General features: G+C 63.0%; 16 protein-coding genes. 14 read left to right on the forward strand and 2 right to left on the reverse strand.

Annotation, left to right across the window (positions count from 1 at the left end):
* Positions 1 to 10 precede the first annotated feature (10 nt).
* The 13 genes from AC1MGT_RS18530 (at position 11) to AC1MGT_RS18590 (ending at position 16415) form a co-directional block, all read left to right on the forward strand.
* Positions 11 to 748 (forward strand): CAAX prenyl protease-related protein, encoded by a 738-nt coding sequence (locus AC1MGT_RS18530; RefSeq protein WP_499501501.1) that lies wholly within the window; start codon positions 11 to 13, stop codon positions 746 to 748.
* Between the two features lie 36 nt (positions 749 to 784).
* Complete coding sequence (gene epsL, locus AC1MGT_RS18535; protein WP_499501502.1) at positions 785 to 1999, forward strand: XrtB/PEP-CTERM-associated polysaccharide biosynthesis outer membrane protein EpsL; 1215 nt, start codon at positions 785 to 787, stop codon at positions 1997 to 1999.
* A gap of 184 nt (positions 2000 to 2183) precedes the next feature.
* Positions 2184 to 2984 carry a polysaccharide export protein EpsE gene (epsE, locus tag AC1MGT_RS18540; protein ID WP_499501503.1) on the forward strand — a complete coding sequence of 267 codons (801 nt, stop codon included), beginning with the start codon at positions 2184 to 2186 and terminating at the stop codon, positions 2982 to 2984.
* A 120-nt stretch (positions 2985 to 3104) separates the two neighbouring features.
* A complete protein-coding gene (locus tag AC1MGT_RS18545; RefSeq protein WP_499501504.1) occupies positions 3105 to 3587 on the forward strand; it encodes an MgtC/SapB family protein in 483 nt (160 codons plus the stop codon).
* A gap of 484 nt (positions 3588 to 4071) precedes the next feature.
* A complete protein-coding gene (locus AC1MGT_RS18550) occupies positions 4072 to 6066 on the forward strand; it encodes a heparinase II/III family protein (RefSeq protein WP_499501505.1) in 1995 nt (664 codons plus the stop codon).
* A gap of 603 nt (positions 6067 to 6669) precedes the next feature.
* On the forward strand, positions 6670 to 7668 hold the full coding sequence (galE, locus tag AC1MGT_RS18555; RefSeq protein WP_499501506.1) for a UDP-glucose 4-epimerase GalE: 999 nt from the start codon (positions 6670 to 6672) through the stop codon (positions 7666 to 7668).
* A 16-nt stretch (positions 7669 to 7684) separates the two neighbouring features.
* Complete coding sequence (locus AC1MGT_RS18560) at positions 7685 to 8851, forward strand: nucleotidyltransferase family protein (RefSeq protein WP_332533416.1); 1167 nt, start codon at positions 7685 to 7687, stop codon at positions 8849 to 8851.
* Positions 8848 to 10266, forward strand: coding sequence for a mannose-1-phosphate guanylyltransferase/mannose-6-phosphate isomerase (locus AC1MGT_RS18565; protein ID WP_332533417.1), 1419 nt, complete (start codon positions 8848 to 8850; stop codon positions 10264 to 10266). Before AC1MGT_RS18560 ends, AC1MGT_RS18565 begins: the two co-directional genes overlap by 4 nt.
* Before the next feature lie 467 nt (positions 10267 to 10733).
* Positions 10734 to 13712 (forward strand): ExeM/NucH family extracellular endonuclease, encoded by a 2979-nt coding sequence (locus AC1MGT_RS18570; RefSeq protein WP_499501507.1) that lies wholly within the window; start codon positions 10734 to 10736, stop codon positions 13710 to 13712.
* A gap of 12 nt (positions 13713 to 13724) precedes the next feature.
* Positions 13725 to 14327 carry an NF038129 family PEP-CTERM protein gene (locus tag AC1MGT_RS18575; protein ID WP_499501508.1) on the forward strand — a complete coding sequence of 201 codons (603 nt, stop codon included), beginning with the start codon at positions 13725 to 13727 and terminating at the stop codon, positions 14325 to 14327.
* A gap of 159 nt (positions 14328 to 14486) precedes the next feature.
* Entirely contained in the window at positions 14487 to 15203 is a 717-nt protein-coding gene (locus AC1MGT_RS18580) for a winged helix-turn-helix domain-containing protein (RefSeq protein ID WP_499504318.1), read from the forward strand.
* On the forward strand, positions 15200 to 15910 hold the full coding sequence (locus tag AC1MGT_RS18585; RefSeq protein ID WP_499501509.1) for a LuxR C-terminal-related transcriptional regulator: 711 nt from the start codon (positions 15200 to 15202) through the stop codon (positions 15908 to 15910). The genes AC1MGT_RS18580 and AC1MGT_RS18585 overlap by 4 nt, the downstream gene beginning before the upstream one ends.
* A gap of 82 nt (positions 15911 to 15992) precedes the next feature.
* Positions 15993 to 16415: a hypothetical protein gene (locus tag AC1MGT_RS18590; RefSeq protein WP_499501510.1), complete on the forward strand. Its 423-nt coding sequence runs from the start codon at positions 15993 to 15995 to the stop codon at positions 16413 to 16415.
* Between the two features lie 121 nt (positions 16416 to 16536).
* Here AC1MGT_RS18590 and AC1MGT_RS18595 read toward each other — a convergent pair whose 3' ends face one another.
* Together AC1MGT_RS18595 and AC1MGT_RS18600 are read right to left on the reverse strand one after the other, a co-directional pair.
* A complete protein-coding gene (locus AC1MGT_RS18595) occupies positions 16537 to 19677 on the reverse strand; it encodes a S8 family serine peptidase (RefSeq protein ID WP_499501511.1) in 3141 nt (1046 codons plus the stop codon).
* Positions 19678 to 19708: 31 nt separating this feature from the next.
* Complete coding sequence (locus tag AC1MGT_RS18600) at positions 19709 to 20434, reverse strand: NF038120 family PEP-CTERM protein (protein ID WP_499501512.1); 726 nt, start codon at positions 20432 to 20434, stop codon at positions 19709 to 19711.
* 427 nt (positions 20435 to 20861) lie between these two features.
* Here AC1MGT_RS18600 and gspG point away from each other — a divergent pair, with 427 nt between their 5' ends.
* Positions 20862 to 21299 (forward strand): type II secretion system major pseudopilin GspG, encoded by a 438-nt coding sequence (gspG, locus tag AC1MGT_RS18605; protein ID WP_258836125.1) that lies wholly within the window; start codon positions 20862 to 20864, stop codon positions 21297 to 21299.
* Positions 21300 to 21359 lie beyond the last annotated feature (60 nt).

The raw sequence follows: 21359 nt of genomic DNA on the forward strand, positions 1-21359 counted from the left end.
GCGACTTTTCATGATCGACAACAACGAATCGCGTGCCGCCCGGCCAGCCGGCCCCGGGACCTCGGCCCCTGCGGCCGACGAACCCTTCCTGACCCGCGCCGCCTGGGCGCGGATTCTGCCATTCGGCACCTATATCCTGTTCATGGTGATTGGCGACCTGCTCGAGCGCATGGGCATGAGCCGGGCCGACCTGCGCTGGCTGTATCCGGTACAGGCCGGCGCCGTGCTGGCGTTGCTGGCCGTGTTCTGGCGCCAGTATGACGAGCTGCACCGGTTCGGCCTGCGCCTCTCGCACACGCTCGTTGCGATGGTCGTCGGCGTGATCGTGCTGGTGCTGTGGGTTAATCTGACGCTGCCCTGGATGACGCTGGGCAGCTCGCCCGGCTACGATCCACGCACGAATGGCGAGATCGACTGGCTGATGGTGACGCTGCGTATCGCCGGCGCAGCGCTGATCGTGCCCGTCATGGAAGAATTGTTCTGGCGCTCTTTCTTGATGCGCTGGATCGAACAGGCCAACTTCACACTCGTTGATCCGGCGCGTATCGGATTCAAGGCGTTCGTGATCCCATGCGTGCTGTTCGGCTTTGAACACACGCTGTGGCTGGCCGGTATTGTGGCCGGCGTGGCGTATGGCGTGTTGTATATGAGGCACCGCAACCTGTGGTCGCCCATCCTGGCCCACGCTGTCACGAATGGGTTGCTGGGCGTCTGGGTCGTCTACACAGGGGGCTGGCAATTCTGGTGATTCCTCCGGTAGTACGACCCGTGGAAGACGACGACCATGCCAGCCCCTTCAGCGTTGCATCGCCTTTCTCCGGTCGCGCTGTGCGCCGGTGCCCTCTGGTGCTTTCCTGCAGGCGCGGCGTCCACGGCGCCAGCTGAAGGCCTACAACTGCTCGCCAGCATCGGCTGGGCCCACGACGACAACCTCCTGCGCCAGGCCGATGGGGCGCCCGCGTTCGCCGGCGGGCGCAGCGACAGCTACCGCACGTTCGAAGCGGGTGTGGCGCTCGACCAACACATCAGCCGCCAGCGTATCGCAGCCACCGCCAAAGTGTCGAAGAATGCGTTCGATCGCTTCAGGCAGCTCGACTACACCGGCCACGACCTGCAAGCGACGTGGTTCTGGCACATCGGCACCCAGTTCGACGGCCGTGTCGAGGTGCTGGATATCCGCACACTCGCGCCGTACACCGACTTCAACAGCGACCAGCGCAACCTGCGCCAGCAGCGTCGCCAGGCATTCGATGCCGGCTGGCAGCTGCACCCGAGCTGGAAACTGCGCGCAGGCGCCGAGCGCGACAAGGCAAGCTACGACCTGGCGATCCAGCGCTTCAACAACCGCACCGAAAAGGCATTTGAAACCGAACTGCTGTACCAGCCGAGAGGCGGCAGCGCACTGGGCCTGGTCGCACGCCGCGTCAAGGGCAGATATCCGTACCGGCGACCGGCCATCGCTACGATGCTGACAGACGATTTCACGCAGGACGAACTCAAGCTGCGCGTGAACTGGCTCGCCACCGGCTCGACCACGGTGCAGGGCCTGGCCGGCTACGTGCGGCGCGAGCAGCCGTCGTATGGCGAAGGCGTCACGAGCGGCGTCAACGGCCGCATCAATGCGTTTTATACGCCGCGCGGCGAGGTCAGCTATCAGGCGGGCGTGTGGCGCGAGTTCGCGCCCATTGAAAGCCCGTTTGTCAGTTACACGCTCAACAAGGGCGTCAGCATTGGCATTAACTGGGCGGCCAGCGCCAGGCTGGCGTTCGAGGCCGATGCGACGTACGAGCGGCGCAACTACACGGCGCGGGGTGACTTTGCCGGCGCCGACGCGCTGCGTGACGCGATCCGGTCGGCCAGCGTGCGCGCCGTGTGGCAGGCCCGGCCCAAGGTGAAGGTCGTTGCCACGGTGGTCCACCAGGCGCGCACCGCCTCGGGGCTCGGCACTGGCAAGTTCGATGCGAACGTGGCGCAGGTCAGCGCCAATGTGTTGTTCTGATGACGATTCTGTTGACGTGATGTTGATGGTTTTTTTTGCGAGAAAACGCGCATTGGTTGCGCTGGCGCTAACGCAATCAGGCCAGCGGCTTTTCGGCGGAACCGATGGGTTGCTGACACATCGAATGGCATGTCGGGCATGTGCTGGTGGCCCCGTTGCAACGATCACCGATGCTGGAGGAATCATGAAGCGTGTTGTCATATGGATCGCAGGCCTGGCGTTGATGCTTGGCATGGGCATGGGTATGGGCACAGCTGGCGCGGCAGAAGTGCTGCTGGGGCCGGGGGACGTGGTCAAGCTGTCGGTGTATGGCAGTCCCGACCTGTCAATCGAGACCCGCGTCAGTGAAAGCGGCCATCTCACGTTTCCGTGGCTGGGGCAGGTGGCCGTCGGCGGCATGCCGGTGGCGACGGCCGAGAAGACCATCGCAAGCCTGCTCGAAAAGGGTGGTTACCTGAAGCAGGCCCAGGTCAATATGCTGGTGACGACCCTGGCGAGCCAGCAGATTTCGGTGCTGGGCCATGTAAATCGGCCCGGGCGCTATCCGGTGGACGGGCGCCGCCGTGTGCTCGACATGCTGGCGCTGGCGGGCGGCATTCATAGCGAGGGCGGCGACATGATCAGCCTGGTGCGCACGCGCGATGGAAAGACGCTGCGCGAGACCATCGATGTGGTCGACATGGTGCGCACAGGAGAACTCGACAGGGATGTGGAAGTGGCCGGCGGCGACATCATCTTTGTCGAACGCGCGCCACGGGCGTATATCACCGGCGAAGTCAGTCGCCCGGGACCATTCCGGCTCGAGCGCGGCATGACGGTCCAGCAAGCCTTGTCGGCTGGCGGCGGCTTGAGTCCGCGCGGCAGCAGCAATGGCATCCGCATCACGCGCAAGGCCGCCGGCGGCCAGCCAATCTCCCTGGACGCCCGTGCCAGCGACATCGTCCAGGTCGATGACGTGATCGTCGTGCGCGAAAGCTGGTTCTAAACGTCCATTGCCTTCGCCTCTACTTCGACGTTGCCACCAGCCCGACAGGGCCAGCGTGGCGACACACTTCTTGCATGGATGGCATCATTTCCTTGAAAAATATTGATCAAGGATAGAGGCATGCAAGCGTGGTGGACAGAAAGCTGGGAGACGATTCAACACGAATTTTCCGATCTGGGCGATGCCGAAGATGTGACGATCATTGTCGTGCGTCTGCTGGTGGCGGCGGTGCTGGGTGGTTTGCTTGGTTATGAGCGCGAAACGAAAGGGGCTTCGGCCGGGTTGCGCACACACATGCTGGTCTCGGTTGGCTCGGCGTTGTTCGTCCTGATTCCATTGCAGGCTGGCATGACGATCCAGGATTTGTCACGCGTGTTGCAGGGTGTCACGGCTGGTATTGGTTTCCTTGGCGCTGGCGCGATTCTCAAGCAGCGCGATCAGAACGATATCAAGGGGTTGACCACTGCCGCCAGTGTATGGATGACGGCTGCCATCGGCGTTTCCGCCGGCATGGGGCGCGAAGGCACGGCAGTGCTGAGCGCATTATTTGGACTGGTAATCCTCGCGTTCGTTCGCTCGCCAAGCAAGCGCAACGCTGACTGACAGTGGGGCGGTGGCGTACGCCAGTCGCCCGCCTGTACTGCCCGACGCGCTGATGTTCCAGGACACTTCCGGTGCATCAGCGCCTATGCCAGTCGCCTGATCACGCCAGATGTTGACCCGCTATTGCACCGACTATCTTGTTGTTGTTAGCCAACTTGCCATCGGTGATGACGCCGGGTACGACCTTGTTTGCACCCCTATACCTTCGATTGACGGCACGGCCGCGGCATTCTCATGCCAAGTGAAAACTGTCCGACTTTGCACCATCCTGGCAAGTTTGTCTTCCTCAACGACGCACCCCGAATCGTGCGTAGCTCCCGACACAGATGAATGTATTATCGGAAAAATTGTGCCTTTACCAAGTGCTTGAGCGCGAGGGTGCGGCGTTCATCGCCCCTACACCGGAGGTGCGCTGCGATCCAAGGACGCCTGGCGGCGGATGGCAATCGGTTGACGAGGCAGAATTCTGCATGAAGGAAGCGCAATGAACGGAACAAACATGGTGTGGCTGGTCAACCGCTTGCGCTGCATGTCGGTGGCTGAGATGGGGTACCGGGTCCAGCAGGCCACTGCGATCCGGCTAGGGCGGAGCCTGGCGGGCCGCACGCAGTTGGCGCTGGCACGGTCGGCGCCGCCGGCCGTGCCGACACTCAATTTAGGCGTGCGCGGTGCGCCCGAGCTCGACCCCGGCGAGGTCGAGGCGCTGCTGCTCGACGCCGAGCGCATCTGCGCAGGGCACGTCGTGCTGTTTGCCGATGGGCGCTTTGACGTGGGTGTACCGACCGCATGGAACCGCGACCCCGACACCGGTGTGACCGCGCCGGCCGTGTACCGGGGCGACCTCGCCATTACCGACCGCGAACTGGTGGGCGACATCAAGCATGTCTGGGAACTGAATCGTCACTTGCACCTCGTGCGTCTGGCACAGGCCTGGACGCTCACGCGCGATGCGCGCTGGATGGATGCGCTTGAACAAAACCTGCGCAGCTGGCTTGAGCAGTGCCCACCGCTGACCGGCCCCAACTGGACCAGTTCGCGGGAGCTGGGCATCCGGCTGATCAACTGGAGTCTGATCTGGCAATTGATCGGCGGCGACCGCAGCGCGCTGTTCGAGGGCGATGCCGGGCAGCGCCTGCGCGCGGACTGGCTCGGCAGCATTCACGCCCACTGCCGCACGATCGCACGCCATCTGTCGCGCCATTCGTCAGCCAATAACCACTTGATCGGTGAACTGGCCGGCCTGTACATGGGCGCTGTCACCTGGCCGTGCTGGAAAGAATCGCGCGATTGGCAGACGCTGGCGCAGAACGAGCTGGAAGTGGAAGCTCAGGCGCAATTCTCGCGCGATGGTGTCAACCGCGAGCAGGCCTTTGGCTACCACCTGTTCGTCTGCGAATTTTTGTTCGTGGCCGGCTTGCTGGCCCAGACCGGCGGCCACAGCCTGCGACCGTTTTCGCGCGCGTACTGGGGCAGCCTGCAGCGCGCACTGCGCTTCTTGCGCTCGGTACGCGACGTCGGTGGCAATGTGCCCGCCGTGGGCGACGCCGACGATGGCTGCGTATTCCGCCTGGACGCCTCGGGCATGGACCGCGCCGCGCAGTTGCTGGCGCTGGGCGACACGGTATTTGGCGGCCATGCCGACAGCCACCCGGGCGTGCGCTGGCTGCTGCACACGCTGCCGGGCGGGCGGCCCGATTGCGATCCGCACGAGGTCGATACGGGCTGGGCCTTTCCCGATGGCGGCTACCTGCTGTTCGGCAATCGCTTTGGCGAAGCCGACGAAATCAAGGGCTTGCTCGACTGCGGTCCACTGGGCTACCTGGGCGTGGCTGCCCACGGTCACGCCGATGCGCTGGCGCTGGCTCTGTCGGTCGCGGGTGAACCGTGCCTGGTCGATCCCGGCACCTATTCATACGGCCAGGACGACAAATGGCGTGATTATTTTCGCGGCACGTCCAGCCACAACACGGTGCGCATCGACGGTGTTGACCAATCGGTTTCGGGTGGGCGTTTCATGTGGCTGCGCAAGGCCGTCGCCAGCATCGAGCGCATGCCGGCTTCGCCCCACGAATTCGATTTCCGCGGTTCGCACGACGGCTATGCGCGTCTGCCCGATCCGGTTCGCCATGTACGCAGTGTCCGCTTCGAGAGCGCCAGCAACACGCTGACCGTGCGCGACGAGGTGTCCGGCAAGAAGCCGCACAAGGTCGAGTTGTTCTGGCACTTCGCACCCGGGCTGGACGTGCGCCTGACCAGCAATGGCCTGGCGGTAAGGGGCCGCCGCTTCGTGCTGCAGATGCAGGCCAGCGGCGAGGACCTGCACCTCGAACTGGTGCGCGGCGCCGAAAATCCGCCGCTCGGATGGTACTCGGCCACGTACCAGTCCAAGGTGCCGTGCGACGTCTTGCGGATCTCGACCGTGTCGTCTGCCGTGCCGGTGGAGTGCAAGTTTTCCATCACGTTCATCGACGAAAAGTAGCGCACTGCCCGCAGCAAAGGCACACCGCGCACGCGCTTGGTCGCTGCACCTCTCTGCACCTCGCTGCACCCGCGGATTGCTTGACGAACGGTATATCGTTGCGGATCCCCGGGAGCAGGGCGCGTTCTGAACTTCATGTTGCAGTGCAATCTTGAGCACAGGAACGAGTGTTGCCCGTGCACACGCGTGCGTGCGCACAGAATCGGTTAATGCATTGTAAAATAGATAAGCTTTATCCGCGGGACATCCCGAACCAGGTTGCGGCGCCTCTTTTACTTGGTCCAGCCTCATCCAGTGACCTCGATCCGTACTGCGGCGCCGGGCACGTGCAAGGGGCGGGCAGGCACGAATTCTCGCTGGGCACTCACGAAGATATCGTGCGCGGGTCGGGCAGATGTATTCTAGGCATGGTGCGCCGCAACCGCGGCAACCGGCTATCGCGCCGGTCCCGTTGTTTGAAGCACAATGGTTGCCACGTTCCGAGAACGCGCGCACCAGCAGAGAACAGCAATAAACAGCAGTAACTGGCATCAAGCACTGGCTGGAAGCATCACGGCTATTGCACACAATCGATCACAAAAAGTGAAGGCAGAGAGCAAACACATGAAGATTCTCGTTACTGGCGGCATCGGTTACATCGGTTCGCACACGGTCGTTGAACTGCAAAGCGCAGGGCACGACGTGGTGGTGCTCGACAACCTGTCCAATGCCCAACTGTCGGTACGCGACCGCGTGCAGCGCATCAGCGGCAAACCATTCGCCTTTGTCGAAGCGGACATCCGCGATCGCGCGGCGATGGAAGCGGCGTTCGCCGAGCACAAGCCGGAAGCTGTCATCCACTTCGCCGGCCTGAAGGCGGTAGGGGAATCCGTGGCTGAGCCGCTGCGCTACTACGACAACAATGTCTCGGGCAGCGTCGTGCTGTTTGAAACGATGGCCAAGTTCGGTTGCAAGTCGCTCGTGTTTTCGTCGTCGGCCACCGTGTATGGCGACCCGGCCTCGGTGCCAATCCGCGAAGACTTCCCGCTCTCGGCCACGAACCCGTACGGCCGCAGCAAGCTGATGATCGAAGAGATCCTGCAAGACCTGGCCAAGGCCCAGCCCGACTGGCGCATTGCGCTGCTGCGCTATTTCAATCCGGTGGGCGCCCATGAGAGCGGCCTGATCGGCGAAGAGCCAAGCGGCATTCCAAACAACCTGGTGCCCTATATTGCCCAGGTTGCCAATGGCCAGCGCGAGAAACTGTCGGTCTTCGGGGGCGATTACAACACGCCCGACGGCACCGGCCAGCGTGACTACATCCACGTCGTCGACCTGGCCATCGGCCACGTCAAGACGCTGGACCGCCTGGCCAAGGGGCCGGGCATCGTTGCCTACAACCTTGGTACAGGGCGCGGCAACAGCGTCCTGGAAATGATTCGCGCATTCGAAGCGGCCAGTGGCCGCACGGTCGCCTACCAGATCGTCGACCGCCGCCCAGGTGACGTGGCGAAATGCTACGCCGACCCGGCCAAGGCACGCGATGAACTCGGCTGGACCGCCGAACGCGATGTCGCTCAAATGTGCGCCGATGTATGGCGCTACCAAACCACTGCCAAATAATTCAAAGGAACATCGAATGAAAGCCATGATTCTCGCCGCAGGCAAAGGGACGCGCGTACGTCCACTCACCTACGATCTGCCAAAACCGATGATCCCGCTGCTGGGCCGGCCTGTGATGGCCTACCTGGTGGACCACCTCCGAAAAAACGGGGTGTCTGAAATCATGGTCAACGTCAGCTGGCTGCATGAAAAAATCGAAGAGTACTTCGGCGAAGGCGAGCAGTTCGGCGTCCAGATCGGCTACTCGTTCGAGGGTTACACGAAGGACGACGGCGAAGTCGTGCCGATGCCGATCGGCTCGGCCGGCGGCATGAAGAAAATTCAGGAATTCGGTGGTTTCTTCGACGACACCACGGTTGTGCTGTGTGGCGACGCGCTGATCGACCTCGATCTGAAGGCAGCCCTGATGGAACACCGCCGCAAGGGCGCGATGGCCACCGTCATCACCAAGGAAGTGCCATGGGACAAAGTCTCGTCGTACGGCGTGGTCGTGACCGATGAAGAAGGCCGCATCCAGGAATTCCAGGAAAAGCCAGCCGAAGCCGACGCCAAGTCCAACTTCATTTCGACCGGTATCTATATCTTCGAACCAGAAGTCATCGACCTGATCCCGTCGGGCGTCTCGTTCGACATCGGCTCTGATCTGTTCCCGCTGCTGGCCGAGCGCGGCCTGCCGTTCTATGCGCAGGGCCGGCCGTTCAACTGGCTCGACATCGGCACCATGAGTGACTACTGGGAAGTGCTGCAGACGGTGCTGACCGGCGAAGTGAACCACATGCACGTGCCGGGCATCCAGATCAAGCCGGGCGTCTGGGTTGGCTTGAATACCAGCATCGACTGGGAAGGCACGACGATCGAGGGCCCGGTGTACATCGGCTCGGGCTGCAAAGTCGAGGCGGGTACGCGCATCGTGGGCCCGACCTGGATCGGCCACGGCAGCCACATCTGCGAAGGCGCCGAAGTCGTTCGCAGCGTCTTGTTTGAATACACCCGGGTATTGCATGATGTAACATTGAATGAAATGATTGTATTCAAGGAATACAGTGTCGACCGAAATGGCGAGATGAAGCACACTTCCGAGTATTCTTCCGAAGAGTGGCTCAATGCGCGCGATCGCCGCACTTCGCGCCGCAAGGACACCCCAGATACCAACGAGTCAAAGAAAGAGAAAGTCAGCGCATGAAAATCTATCCAGTCATCCTTTCCGGCGGCGCCGGGACCCGCCTCTGGCCCCTGTCGCGTGCCGTTCTGCCAAAGCAGTTGCTGCCACTGGTTGCCGACAAAACCATGCTGCAGGACACTGCCTTGCGCGTGACGAACTGGCCTGGATTGATGGCTCCTCTGGTGGTATGCGGCAATGACCACCGTTTCATGGTGGCAGAGCAATTGCGCGAAGTGGGCATCACGCCGCTGGGCATCCTGCTCGAGCCGGTTGGTCGCAATACGGCGCCAGCCGTGGCGGCGGCTGCGCATCATCTGCAACAGATCGATCCGGAAGCCGTCATGCTGGTGCTGCCAGCCGACCACGTCATCGAAAACGTTGCCGCCTTCCGTGAAGCGGTCGAGCGCGCGACGCGCCTGGTCGCCGCTGGCAAGCTGGCCACCTTCGGCATCGTGCCGAAGACCCCGGAAACCGGCTACGGCTATATCCGCCGCGGCGAACCGGTGGCCGATTGCAGCGATTGCTACAACGTGGCGCGCTTTGTCGAGAAGCCGGATGCCGCCACCGCCGAAGGCTTTGTTGCCGAAGGCACGTATTACTGGAACAGCGGCATGTTCATGTTTGGCGCCGCCCGTTACCTGAAAGAACTGGAAGAGCATGCGCCGGCCATCGCCGCCGCTGCCGACCAGGCCATGCATGCTGCTTACCGCGACCTCGATTTTTGCCGTCTCGACGAAACCGCCTTCTCGGCGTGCCCGTCCGATTCGATCGACTACGCGGTCATGGAGCACACGCGCGACGCGGCAGTCGTGCCGGCCGACATCGGCTGGAATGACGTCGGTTCGTGGTCGGCCCTGTGGGAAACCCAGCCGAAAGATACGAACGGCAATGCCCAGCGCGGTGACGTGTACCTGGATGGCGTGAAGAACTCGCTGGTGCGCGCCGAAAGCCGCATCGTGGCGGTCGTCGGTCTCGAAGACATCGTTGTCGTCGAAACGCAGGATGCCGTGCTGGTCACGAGCAAGAGCCAGGTGCAGCGCGTCAAGCAGGTGGTCGAACACCTGAAATCGAAAGAGCGCACCGAGCACTTGCACCACACCAAAGTGTACCGTCCGTGGGGCCACTACGAAGGCATCGATGCGGGCGACCGTTTCCAGGTCAAGCGCATCACGGTCAAGCCGGGCGAGAAACTGTCGCTGCAGATGCACCACCATCGCGCCGAGCATTGGGTCGTGGTGTCGGGCACGGCGCGCGTGACGTGCGGCGATACGGTCAGCCTGCTGTCCGAGAACGAATCGACATACATCCCGATCGGCATGAACCACCGTCTGGAAAACCCGGGCAAACTGCCGCTGCACATCATTGAAGTGCAATCCGGCAGCTATCTGGGTGAGGACGATATCGTCCGCTTCGAAGATATCTACAAGCGGGCCTGATTCTTCAGGCCGCTCCACGCTGATACGCGATCGGTTGTATTGACCGACCGCGTATCAGCGGCAGTGGCGCTACGCGTCACTGCGTCACTGCGTCACTGCTTCACTGCATCACCGATGCCTGTATTGCCTGCCCAACCCTGGCCAGGTCTACGCTCTTCCCACACCGACGAATTCTGCCTGCGGCACGCTGGCGGCGCTTCGCCCGTCCGTCTAAAAGTCGTCGACCGGCTTTGCCCGACATCCGGTCAGCTATCCCGATACCGGTACCATGTCGTTGGACCGGATTCCCGGTCACCGTGGGGCGACGACCGTCCTGACACGGTAATTTCCAATTGTGTTGTATGCATGCTGAAGATTAGTTCCTTCGGTCTAATGCAGCGTCATCATGTTGTCAATTTGCGCATTTACTATGATTTTTGTTAATGAATGCCGCAAGCATGTCTTGCACGACAACCAACAGGGAATCCATGACCACCTTTGCATCCTTCATGCCACGGCGCACGCTGCTGGCGACCTTGATCGCGGGCTTTGCTGCGACAGCCTCGGCTGCTCCAGGCGACGTTGTGATCAGCCAGCTGTACGCTCATTCGAACAATGCCGGCGGTCAGTGGAGCCACGACTTCGTCGAGCTGTTCAATCGCAGTTCCTCGCCGGTCAGTCTGGATGGCATGAGCTTGCAATACCAGTCCGCGAGCGGCACTAACTGGGGTTCGGTCACGCGTTTGCCGCCCGTGGAACTCAAGCCTGGTCAGTATTTCCTGATGGTCGGCCGCACCGGCACCCAGGCCAACGCCATGCCAGTAGGCACGGGCGACGTTACCAGCGCCAGCTTCGACATGGCGGCAGGCGGCGGCAAGGTCGCGCTGTCCGGTATTGCGACGCAGATGCCTGCGGGCGATGGCACGAACCTGATCGACCTGGTGGGCTTCGGCAGCGCCAACCGCGCCGAGGGCGCGCCGGCACCGGCCCCATCGACCGTCAATTCGATCCAGCGCGCCGCACTTGGCTGCCAGGATACCGACAACAACCGTGACGACTTTGCCGCCGCGTCCGTGACCGGCCCACGCAGCATGGCCTCGGCCATCCAGGCCTGCGGCGGTCCGGTCGCGCCGCCGATCGTGCTGACCTGCCCGGCGGCAGTCCAGGTCGCGCAGGGCAGCAGTTCGTCGACCGTCCTGTCGGCCATCGACGGCGACAGCATCGTCAACAGCGCCAGCATCATCGCGGGCGCCCGTCCCGGCATCAGCCTGCTCGACTTCGCAGCAGCCGGCGCCGTTGGCGGACGTGCCCAGGCGCAGCTCGTCATTGCCGACACGCTGGCCGCGGGCAGCTATCCGGTCCAGGTCCAGTTCGGCAATGCCGCGGGCGACGCCGAAACCTGCTCCATCAACGTCAATGTGGCCGGTGAACTGCGCATTCCGGCGATCCAGGGATCGGGTGCGGCCAGCCCGTATGTCGGCACGGTCCAGTCCACGCAAGGCGTGATCACGGCCAAGATCGGCAGCGGCTTCTTCATCCAGGATGCTGCCGGCGATGGCGACCCGTCGACGTCGGATGGCCTGTATGTCTTTGGCGCGCAGACCGATGCGCCGATCGGCGAACTGGTGCGCGTGACCGGGACGATCATCGAATACCGCCCGACCGGCGCCAACCGCACCTATACCGAATTTTCCAACGTCACCGGCGTACAGCGCCTGGGTACCGGTCCGGCCGTCACGCCGACCAATATCGTGCTGCCGAATACCGATCTGGCAAGTGTCGAAGGCATGCTGGTGCGCTTCACGTCGCCATTGACCGTGAATGGCAACCGCAATGTCGGTGACCGTGGCGAACTGATCCTTGCCAATGGCCGCCGCGAAAATCCGACCAACCGCTTCCCACTCGGCTCGCCTGAAGCCCTGGCGCTGTACCAGGAACACCAGGCCAACCAGATCGTGCTGGACGATGGCATCTTTATCGCGCCGACCGTGATTCCGTACCTGGCCGACGATGGCACCGTGCGCGTCGGCGACACTGTCACCGACCTGACGGGCGTGATCGACTATGGCGCACTGGGCGGTGGCGGCGCCGGCTTCAAGCTGCAGCCGACCATGGCCCCGACCTTTGCGCGCACCAACGAACGTACTCCAGCCCCAATCCTGCCAGCTGGCATCAAGGTCGGCAGCGCCAACGTGCTCAACTTCTTCACGACCTTCACCGACGGGCGTGATGCCTGGGGCCGCACCGGCCAGGGCTGCACGATCGGCAACTCGACGTCCGCCGGCAATTGCCGCGGTGCCGACAACACGGCCGAATTCGTCCGCCAGCGCGACAAGATCGTCAAGTCGCTGGCGGCGCTCGACGCCGACGTCGTGGGCCTGATGGAAATCCAGAACAACCGTGACATCGCAGTCAGCTACCTGGTCGAGCAGCTCAACGCCGCCACGGCGCCGGGCAAGTACGCCGTCGTGCCACAGCCGGTTGCGCTGGGCACCGATGCGATTCGCGTGGCGATGATCTACAAGCCATCGGTCGTGTCGCTGGTGGGCAGCGCGCTGTCGGACGGCAACGCCGTCAACAACCGTGCGCCGATGGCCCAGACCTTCATGGCCAGCAATGGCGGGGGCAAGTTCTCGGTGGTCGTGAACCATCTGAAATCCAAGGGCGGTTGCAGCGGCGCTGGCGCCGGCGATACCGATCCGGGCAATGGCGCAGGTTGCTGGGATCGTACCCGCACCGCACAGGCCCAGCGCCTGACGTCGTACTTCATCCCGCAAGTGATCGCGGCCGCTGGCGACCCGGACGTGCTGGTTATTGGTGACCTGAACGCCTACGCCTTCGAAAGCCCGATCAACCACCTCACCGGCGTGGCCGGCATGGTCAACCTGCTCGAGCGTTTCGTGCGCCCGAACGCGATGCCGTACTCGTATGTGTTCGACGGCCTGTCAGGCTACCTCGACCACGCACTGGCAAGCAGCTCGCTGGCCACGCAAGTGGTGGGCGCTGCCGAATGGCACAGCAATGCGGATGAGCCGGAAACCATCGACTACAACCTGAACGACACCGTGCAGGATCCGTACCGCAACAATGCCTACCGTGCATCGGATCACGATCCTCTGGTGGTGAGCCTGAACCTGACGCCGGCGTACAGCGATGTTACGGACAGCGTGAAGATCGGTGTGGGCGGCTTCACGCTCAACCGTGTGACAGGAAAATTCAGTGGCAAGGTAACGGTCACCAACATGAGCGCCACGGTCCTGAACGGTCCGCTGCACTTCGTGATGAAGGGCCTGCCTTCCGAACTCACACTGGATAACGCGACCGGGGTGCGCAATGGCGTGCCTTACCTGACCCTGCCGCAGCCCAGCATCGCACCGGGAGCCGCCGTCACGTTCACGACCACTTTCACGAATCCCGCCAAACGCAGCATCACTTACACGCCGCAGCTGGTCTCCGGTGCGCTCTAAATAGGACATGACATGAACAATCTTTTCTCTCTCTTTCTTCGCGCCGTACTGGCGTTCTCGATCGCGGTCGGCGCACCTGCCGCACTGGCTGGTCCGCAATACCAGGTTTCGATCGACACATCGACCCTCTCGGGAAGCTCGGGCTTTCTTTCCCTGAATTTCATTGGGGGCGGCGATCTGGGGCAGAGCGTTGCCAGCGTCAGCAACTTCCGTGGCAACTTCGTGGGCACCCCGTTATATGACGGTGACGTTGTGGGCGATGTTTCGAATGGCGTGACACTCAGCAACACGAGCTTCCTCAGCATTTTCGACCAGGCTGTCACGTTCGGCGGATTATTCGCATTTAACGTGAGCTTCGAGTCGGGCAACGAACTGTTGGGGACGGTGTTTTCCGCAGCATTGCTGAACAATGCGCGTGATGGCTTCCTGGGGGCCGACGCCGACCTGTTCACTATCGATCTGGTGCCTGGTGAGCCAGATGCAGTGGCAGTGCTTGCCCCTGGTCTCACGCAAGTGGCCCAGGTTGCCGAAGTCCCGGAACCAGGCGAATGGCTGCTGCTGGCCACCGGCCTGCTGCTGATCGTCGCCACCCGCCGGATGCAACAGCGCGGTTAAACCCTGCACTACAGGTAAATACAGCGCAGCGACCCTGGAGGCCGCTGCGCTGTATTTATTTTATAAACATATAAATACGATAAAGAAATTGTATTTATAAACATTTGATCCTTGGGGCATAGTCATTGTATTGTCGCGCAGACATTACATATGCCTTCCATGCCAGTCCAGATTCTCGCGGTCGATCCTGACCCTGCTGTCCAGCAATTATTGAGGCTCAATTTCGTCAGTGCCGGCTATCTGGTCGAGTGTTGCCCGGATGCGGAAAGCGCACTGAGACGCATGGCGCGCGGTTTGCCGAATCTGGTGCTGATCGAGTGGGAGTTGCCAGGCCAGAGTGGCGAAACCCTCGTGCGCCGTCTGCGCGCGCACGCCAGCACGCGCGACATGGGCGTGATCATGCTCACAGAGCGCGGCGCCGAGGCCGACAAGGTGCTGGCGCTGGAATCGGGCGCCGACGATTACGTCACCAAGCCATTCAGCCCCCGCGAATTACTGGCACGCACGCAGTCCGTGTTGCGCCGCCTGGCGCCGGCTGGCGCTGCCGCTCTGCGCGACGGTGGCCTGCACCTCGATCCGGACACGTTGCAAGTAAGTGCCGGCGGTCGCCCGATCCTGCTCGGCCCCATTGAATTTCGCCTGCTGGCATTCCTGATGCGCCATCCCGAGCGCGTGCATTCACGGCCGCAGTTGCTCGACCGTGTCTGGGGTCGTCATGCAGTGCTCGACGAACGGACCGTCGACACCCATGTCGGGCGCCTGCGCCAGGCGCTGGGGCCGGACGGGCAGGGCGAGCGCATCCAGACCGTGCGCGGCGCCGGTTACCGCTTCACTGCCGGCTTGCCGACGCTGGCGACGCTGGTGCGGGCAGCATGACGATCCTCGACAAGCTGGAGCAGGAATACCTGCTGCGTACGATCGAGTCGGGTGTCGGACTCACCGAGCGGCGCCAGCTGTTCCTGTGGACGCAGGGGGCGTTTCAGGCGCTGCTGCCACACGAGATCATGCTGTGCGTGACGCTGGATGCGAGCGGCGCCGTCGACCATGTCGAGTGCCTGCACCGCGCCGTGCTCGACCGGGCTGCGCTGGCGCAGCTCAAGGCCGATGTAGCGCCGGCGCTGGTCACGCGCTGGCAGGCGGAGCGCGCCATGCCCACCGTGATCGATGCCAATGACATCGTCTTGCGCGCGACGGGCATGGACCACGCGCTCGTGCATGGCAGCGCGCAGCCGGGGACAACCGGCACGGTATTCGCGCTGCTGGGCATGCCATCGCAGCCGGATGCGCGCCACGTCTATTTTCTGCAGTTGCTGCTGCCGTATCTGCATCTGGGATTGCTGCGCATGCCGGTCGCTACCAGCGCCGGGCAGGGCGCCGACAGCGCGCCGGTGCGGCCCCTCAGCGGGCGCGAACTGGCCGTGCTCGACCGCATACGGGCGGGGCACAGCAACGAAGAAGTGGCGCGCCAGCTTGGCATCAGCGCGCTGACAGTGAAGAACCATCTGCAGCGCAGCTACCGGGTGCTTGGCGTGGCCAACCGGGCGCACGCGGTGGCGCGCTGCATGGCGCTGCGTCTGCTCTGATCGTCGCTGCAAGATAATCCCAGCCGCGCGGGGCAGCCGCAATTCGCTTGACCGCATGCCGATCGCACGCGAAGATAGCCCCATGAACAAACTCTTACTTTTGCTGCTCGTCAGCTGCGCCGCCTGCACGAGCCAGGCCCAGGGTCCCGTCCGCGCCCAGGTCAAGGGAGAAACCTCCATCAGCACGGCGCCGGCCAATACGCCGGCCACTACGCTGGCCGACATCCGGCGCCAGATCGGCACGCCGACGTGCAGCGACAACGCACAATGCCGCACGCTGCCGGTGGGCGCCATGGCCTGTGGCGGCCCGCAGGAATACCTGCCGTACTCCACGCAAAAAAGCGACGCCAATGCGCTGCGCGCACTGTCCGAACGCTCGTACACCGAGACCAAGGCCGCACTCACGGCCAGTGGCATGGTGTCGACCTGCATGCTGAAAGCCGATCCGGGCGCGGTTTGCGTCGCCGGCACCTGCCAGCTGGGCACCGGTTCCCCGGTCAATTGATCGTTCATCGGCGCATGTTCATGCGCCTGCAATGACAAAGCGCGCCGAGGCGCGCTTTGTCGTTTATCACCAGACCACCGGATCGTTGAACGCTGCTGCGTTGCAACGATCCGGCATCGCCTTACAGGCCCAGGTCCTTCTTGCGTGCGCCCGAGACTGCACGTGGAATCGGGCTGTTGGTTTCCACCTGCAGCAGCGTCGTCGAGGCAACCGCGCCGCTTGGTTCAAGCAAGCGGATGGCGCCCAGGAAGCGTTTGCCGGTTGGCAGACCCGACCAGCTGGTGGTGACCGTTGCCGTACCGCCCACGTACACCTGGGCAGGCACCAGCGCCTTGAAGTTGTAGGCGCGGTCGGCCGTGGTGACGACGCCGGCATGCAGGCCGAAACCGATCACGCCGCTGTTGACGGTGTCGTAGCCGAGGGCGCAGACCGTGTAGGTGCCGGCGCTCGGCGAGGTCAGCGTGACCATTTCGTCCGACGTGCCATTGCCCGAATAGCCCACCTCGGCATTCGCACCGTTGAGCACGAGCAGGTCGAGGTCGTTCGTGCCTTCGCCCGTGATGTCGCGGTCGAACAGTTCGAACTTCGCCGCCATCGTGTTGCTTGGCACCACGACCTTGGACACGAACACGCCTGGTACGCTGGCCAGGCACGCCTGGCGCATCGTTTCCCGGGTGCTGAAGATCGCCGGATTGGCGGTGCCCACGGTGCCGGCAATGCGGTTGATTTCCTTCATGCCGCCGGCCGCCACGCCCATCTTGCCGGCGAACCCGGTGCTGATGGTGAGGGACTTGCCGCCGCTGGCGCGGTCGCTTTCCACGAGGGCAGGCGCCGAGATCAGGCGGCCGGAGCGGGCCACGATCGGGCTGCGCACGCGATGGGTGCCGTCCGACCAGGTCAGCGAACCGAACTGCCACACATTCTCGGCAGCGTTGGTGCGGCTCAGCGTCACGGTGTACTGGCGCGTCTCGCCAGCCGGCACGGTCAGCGATGCCGGGCTGACCGTGGCGGTAAAGCCCGTGATCGCCACTGTCGGCGTGTAGGTCGATTCGCTGTCGCTGACATTGGTGACCGAGCGGGTGACGGTGACGGTGCCCAGAACATTGCCGACCGCAATCGACGGCAGGTTCAGGTTATAGCCGGCGATGCTACCGCCACTACATTGCGCTGCGACGCCCGCGCCGCACATGTATTTGCGGTAATCGAGTTCGGTGATGTCATACACCAGGCCCGGATTGGCCGCAGCGTTCGGTGCCACATGGCCTGCGCCCTGGCCGAACGGCAGACGCCCTCGCGTATCGCCGGACAGGATCGCATCGGCAAAGGTGTCGGTGGCGGTCGTCATCAGTGCCGATTTGATCATGGCTGGCGACCAGGTCGGATGCTGCTGGCGCAGCAGGGCGGCCAGGCCGGCCACGTGCGGGCTCGACATCGACGTGCCCTGGTACGACGCCCAGGCCACCGGCACCGGATCGAGCGTGCCGGTCAGCAGCGCTGCGCGCTGCGCTTCGGTCATGTTCGGCGAGACGCCGGCGATGACGTCCACGCCAGGTGCGGTCATGTCAGGCTTGAGCACGTTGGGGTCGTAGCGGTTCGGGCCGCGCGACGAGAAGCTGGCCATCATCGGTGCCGACACGCTCGACGTGCCGATCACGAAGGTCGAGATCGACGCGGTGGCGCCGGACGTTGCGGCATACGACTTGATGACAGCGCCATCGTTGGCATTGACGTGCACCGACGGGACTGCATGCACTTCGGCCACCAGGCCGGTGTTGTTGTCGATCTGCACCATGCCGACGCCACCGGCGTCCTTCACGGCCAGGCTCTTGTCGACGCGCGCATTGCCGCCGCGGGTACAGGTGACGATCTTGCCGGCCACCTTGGCCGGATCGAGCACGGCCTGGCCGCCGTTTTCGCTGGCGCTGTAACACCGTGCCACCAGCGTCGGATTGGCGCCAGGCAGCGCCGCCGATTCGGCGGTGATCATTGGCGCCGGACCCACGGCAGTCGAGTTCATCGAGGCGCCGCGGAAGCTGCGGCCGTTGCCAAGGGTGACGGTGGCCTGCAGTTCGCGGTTGTGGGTCGAGGCGGCAACGGTTGCCTGCCACGGGCTGATGTGGGCGACCGTGTTTGCCGGGCCGCTGTTGCCGGCCGAGGCAGCAACGAACACGCCGGCGTTCGAGGCATTGAAGAAGGCTTGCTCGACCGGGTCGATGATCGACTCACCGCCGCTGATCGAGAAGTTGATCACATGCACGCCATCGACGACCGCCTTTTCAATGGCGGCCACGCTGTCGCCAGTGAAGCAGGCATTGCGTCGGCCACTGGCCTGGCCCGAATCGAGATAGGTCCAGCAGACCTTGTACGAAGCGATCCGCGCGCGGGGCGCCATGCCGCTCATTTCGCCGATGGCGACGCCGCCGACAATCGCGGTCGAGCGGGCATTGCCGCCGGCCGTGGTGGAGGTGTGGGTGCCGTGGCCGCCTTCGCCGGTGGTGCCGCCGATCGAATCGCGTGGCGACGAATTGAATTCGGTCCAGTGGCTGACCCGGTTGCTCGAGCGGTAGCTGGCGTCGAAATACTGGGCGCCGATCAGCTTGTTGTTGCAATCGGCGGCGGTAAAGCCTTCGCCGGTCTGGCACGTGCCTTTCCAGCGAGATGGCGGCGCATCGTACACGATGGAGCCGCTGGTGGCGAAGGTCGGCTTGCCGTTGGCGTCGACACGGTCGGCGTACGATGGATGCTCGGGCCAGATGCCGCCATCGACGATGCCGATGATGATGTCCTCGCCGGCGGCGCCCTGGCCGCCGAGCTGCGACCACAGGCCGCCGGGTTGATCCAGACCGAGGAAGGTCGGGGTGTAGGTGGTGGCCAGTTCGCGCGGCACGTCCGGCGAGACCGTGACCACGTCGGTGCGCGCCATCAGGGTGCGCACTTCGGCATCGGTCAGCATGGCGGCAAAGCCGTTCAGGACCACGCTGTATTCGTGCAGCACCGGTGCGCTGGCGACGACGGCGCGCACGGCGGCCTGCTTGCGGGTCAGGTAGTTGTTGTAGAGAACTACATTCTGGGTTTCCAGGTTCAGGCGGCTGCCTGCGGTCGGCTGGGTCGCAGGCATGCCGGCGATCTCGCCGGTGTAGCCGGCGATCGGCTTGTCGGCCAGCTGAATGATGTATGGGCGGCGCACGTCGTCGGCCTGGACGGTGATCGTCAGGCTGGACAGCACCAGCAGTACTGCAGCGGAAAGTGGACGGAGTTTCATGGTGATTCGTTCCCGGGAAGCGTTGTGGGGATCAGGCGCGGATGGCAAGGCTGTTGTTGCGGCGGCGGCGTGCGCTGGCGGCCAGGCCGGCGATGCCGAGGCCGAACAGCAGGGCGGTGGCCGGTTCCGGCACATCGGCGGCCGGGCCTGATTCCAGGTTCAGGTTATCGATCGCAAACTGGCCCTGGTTGGTATTGAAGGAGTCGCATTCGCGAGCGGCATCGCAAACGAAGCCAAAGAGAGCGATTCTCATGAACTCGAGTCGCGAGAACGTGTCGAGGTCATAGCTGCCGAATTCGAATCCAGCCCTGGATGGACCATCAAGTGCCAGGTTGATAAAAGACGATGTGCCGTCGGCCCGAAAGCCCTGCACGCGCAGCAAACCTGAAATTGCCGGGTAGCCGCCAAGTTCGGTCGTATTGCCAATGAAACTCGCGTCCAGGCCGAGCATACGGAATGGATTGCGGTCCTCGGCAGTGATCCAGACGACACTATCGTTGAACGCGCCGTAGTACATGCTCGAATTATTGACCGGGCACGCCATGTCGCAGGCCCATGGGTCGCTGCCATCGACAAAGGCGCCGACGCCGGTGCTGCTGTCGGCTTGCGGGTTGTAGGCATCGAACAGCATCGAGAAGCCCGACTCCTGGTAGGTCTCGCCATGCGCGACAGCCCCATAGCCGTTTTCGAAGCCGATGGTGGCTGCCTGGGCCGACGTGGTCAGGACGACAGCGCCAAGCGTGGCGCTGCATAACATTGCAAGGGTGCTGCCGAGGGTCGGTGATGCCAATCGTGCTTGCCGAATCATGATGTGCCTTTGTCGTTGGGTTGGTTCCTGCCGCGATACGGCAAGACCGGTAAAAGTGCAACTATCTGTTGCGTTGTAAATAAATATATCAATGGAAATAATTAAAATGTAAAAATTTTTAACAGGAAAAATCTTGAGTTTTCGCAAAATTGATTAATTAAATTCGGTTTGTACAGTGACCAGTCTTTGTTTTACGGTTTTATGACGTCAGTATGAATTGTGGTGTTTTTGTAACGGTAATTGAACAAGGTGCTGTTTGTTTCGGGTCTACAGCTTTGACGCAGGGTGGTATCGCAAAACAAGAGTTGTCCTTCTGCTATACCGCGTGATACCGTTCAGAGGTATTTTTTTCGAGAAGCACATGAGGAGTCGGTTGATGTTTTTTGCCATGAAACGGGGCGCCGCGCGTCGCAGCGCCGGATTCACGTTGCTGGAATTGCTGGTGGTGATCGTCATCATCGGTTTGCTTGCGGCCTATGTCGGCCCGAAATATTTTTCCCAGCTCGGCAAATCCGAAGTCACCGCGGCCAAGGCCCAGATCGATGCGTTCGATAAAACGCTGGACACCTACCGGCTCGATGTCGGCCGCTATCCGACCACCGAAGAAGGCCTGGCGGCCCTGATGACGGCGCCACCGAGCGCCGGCGTCAAATGGAATGGCCCGTACCTGAAGAAAGCCGTGCCGCTCGATCCGTGGGGCAATGCGTACCAGTACCGCGCGCCCGGCGCCCGGGCCGAATACGAAGTGCTTTCGCTGGGCAAGGATGGCCAGCCCGGCGGCGCTGGCGAGAACGCCGACATCACGTCGAACTGAACGACGTTGTCCGCCGCATTGTTCGCCCCATTGTCTGCATCACCCACCTGACAGCACCGC

It is taken from the genome of Telluria sp. BA11, from assembly GCF_056680305.1.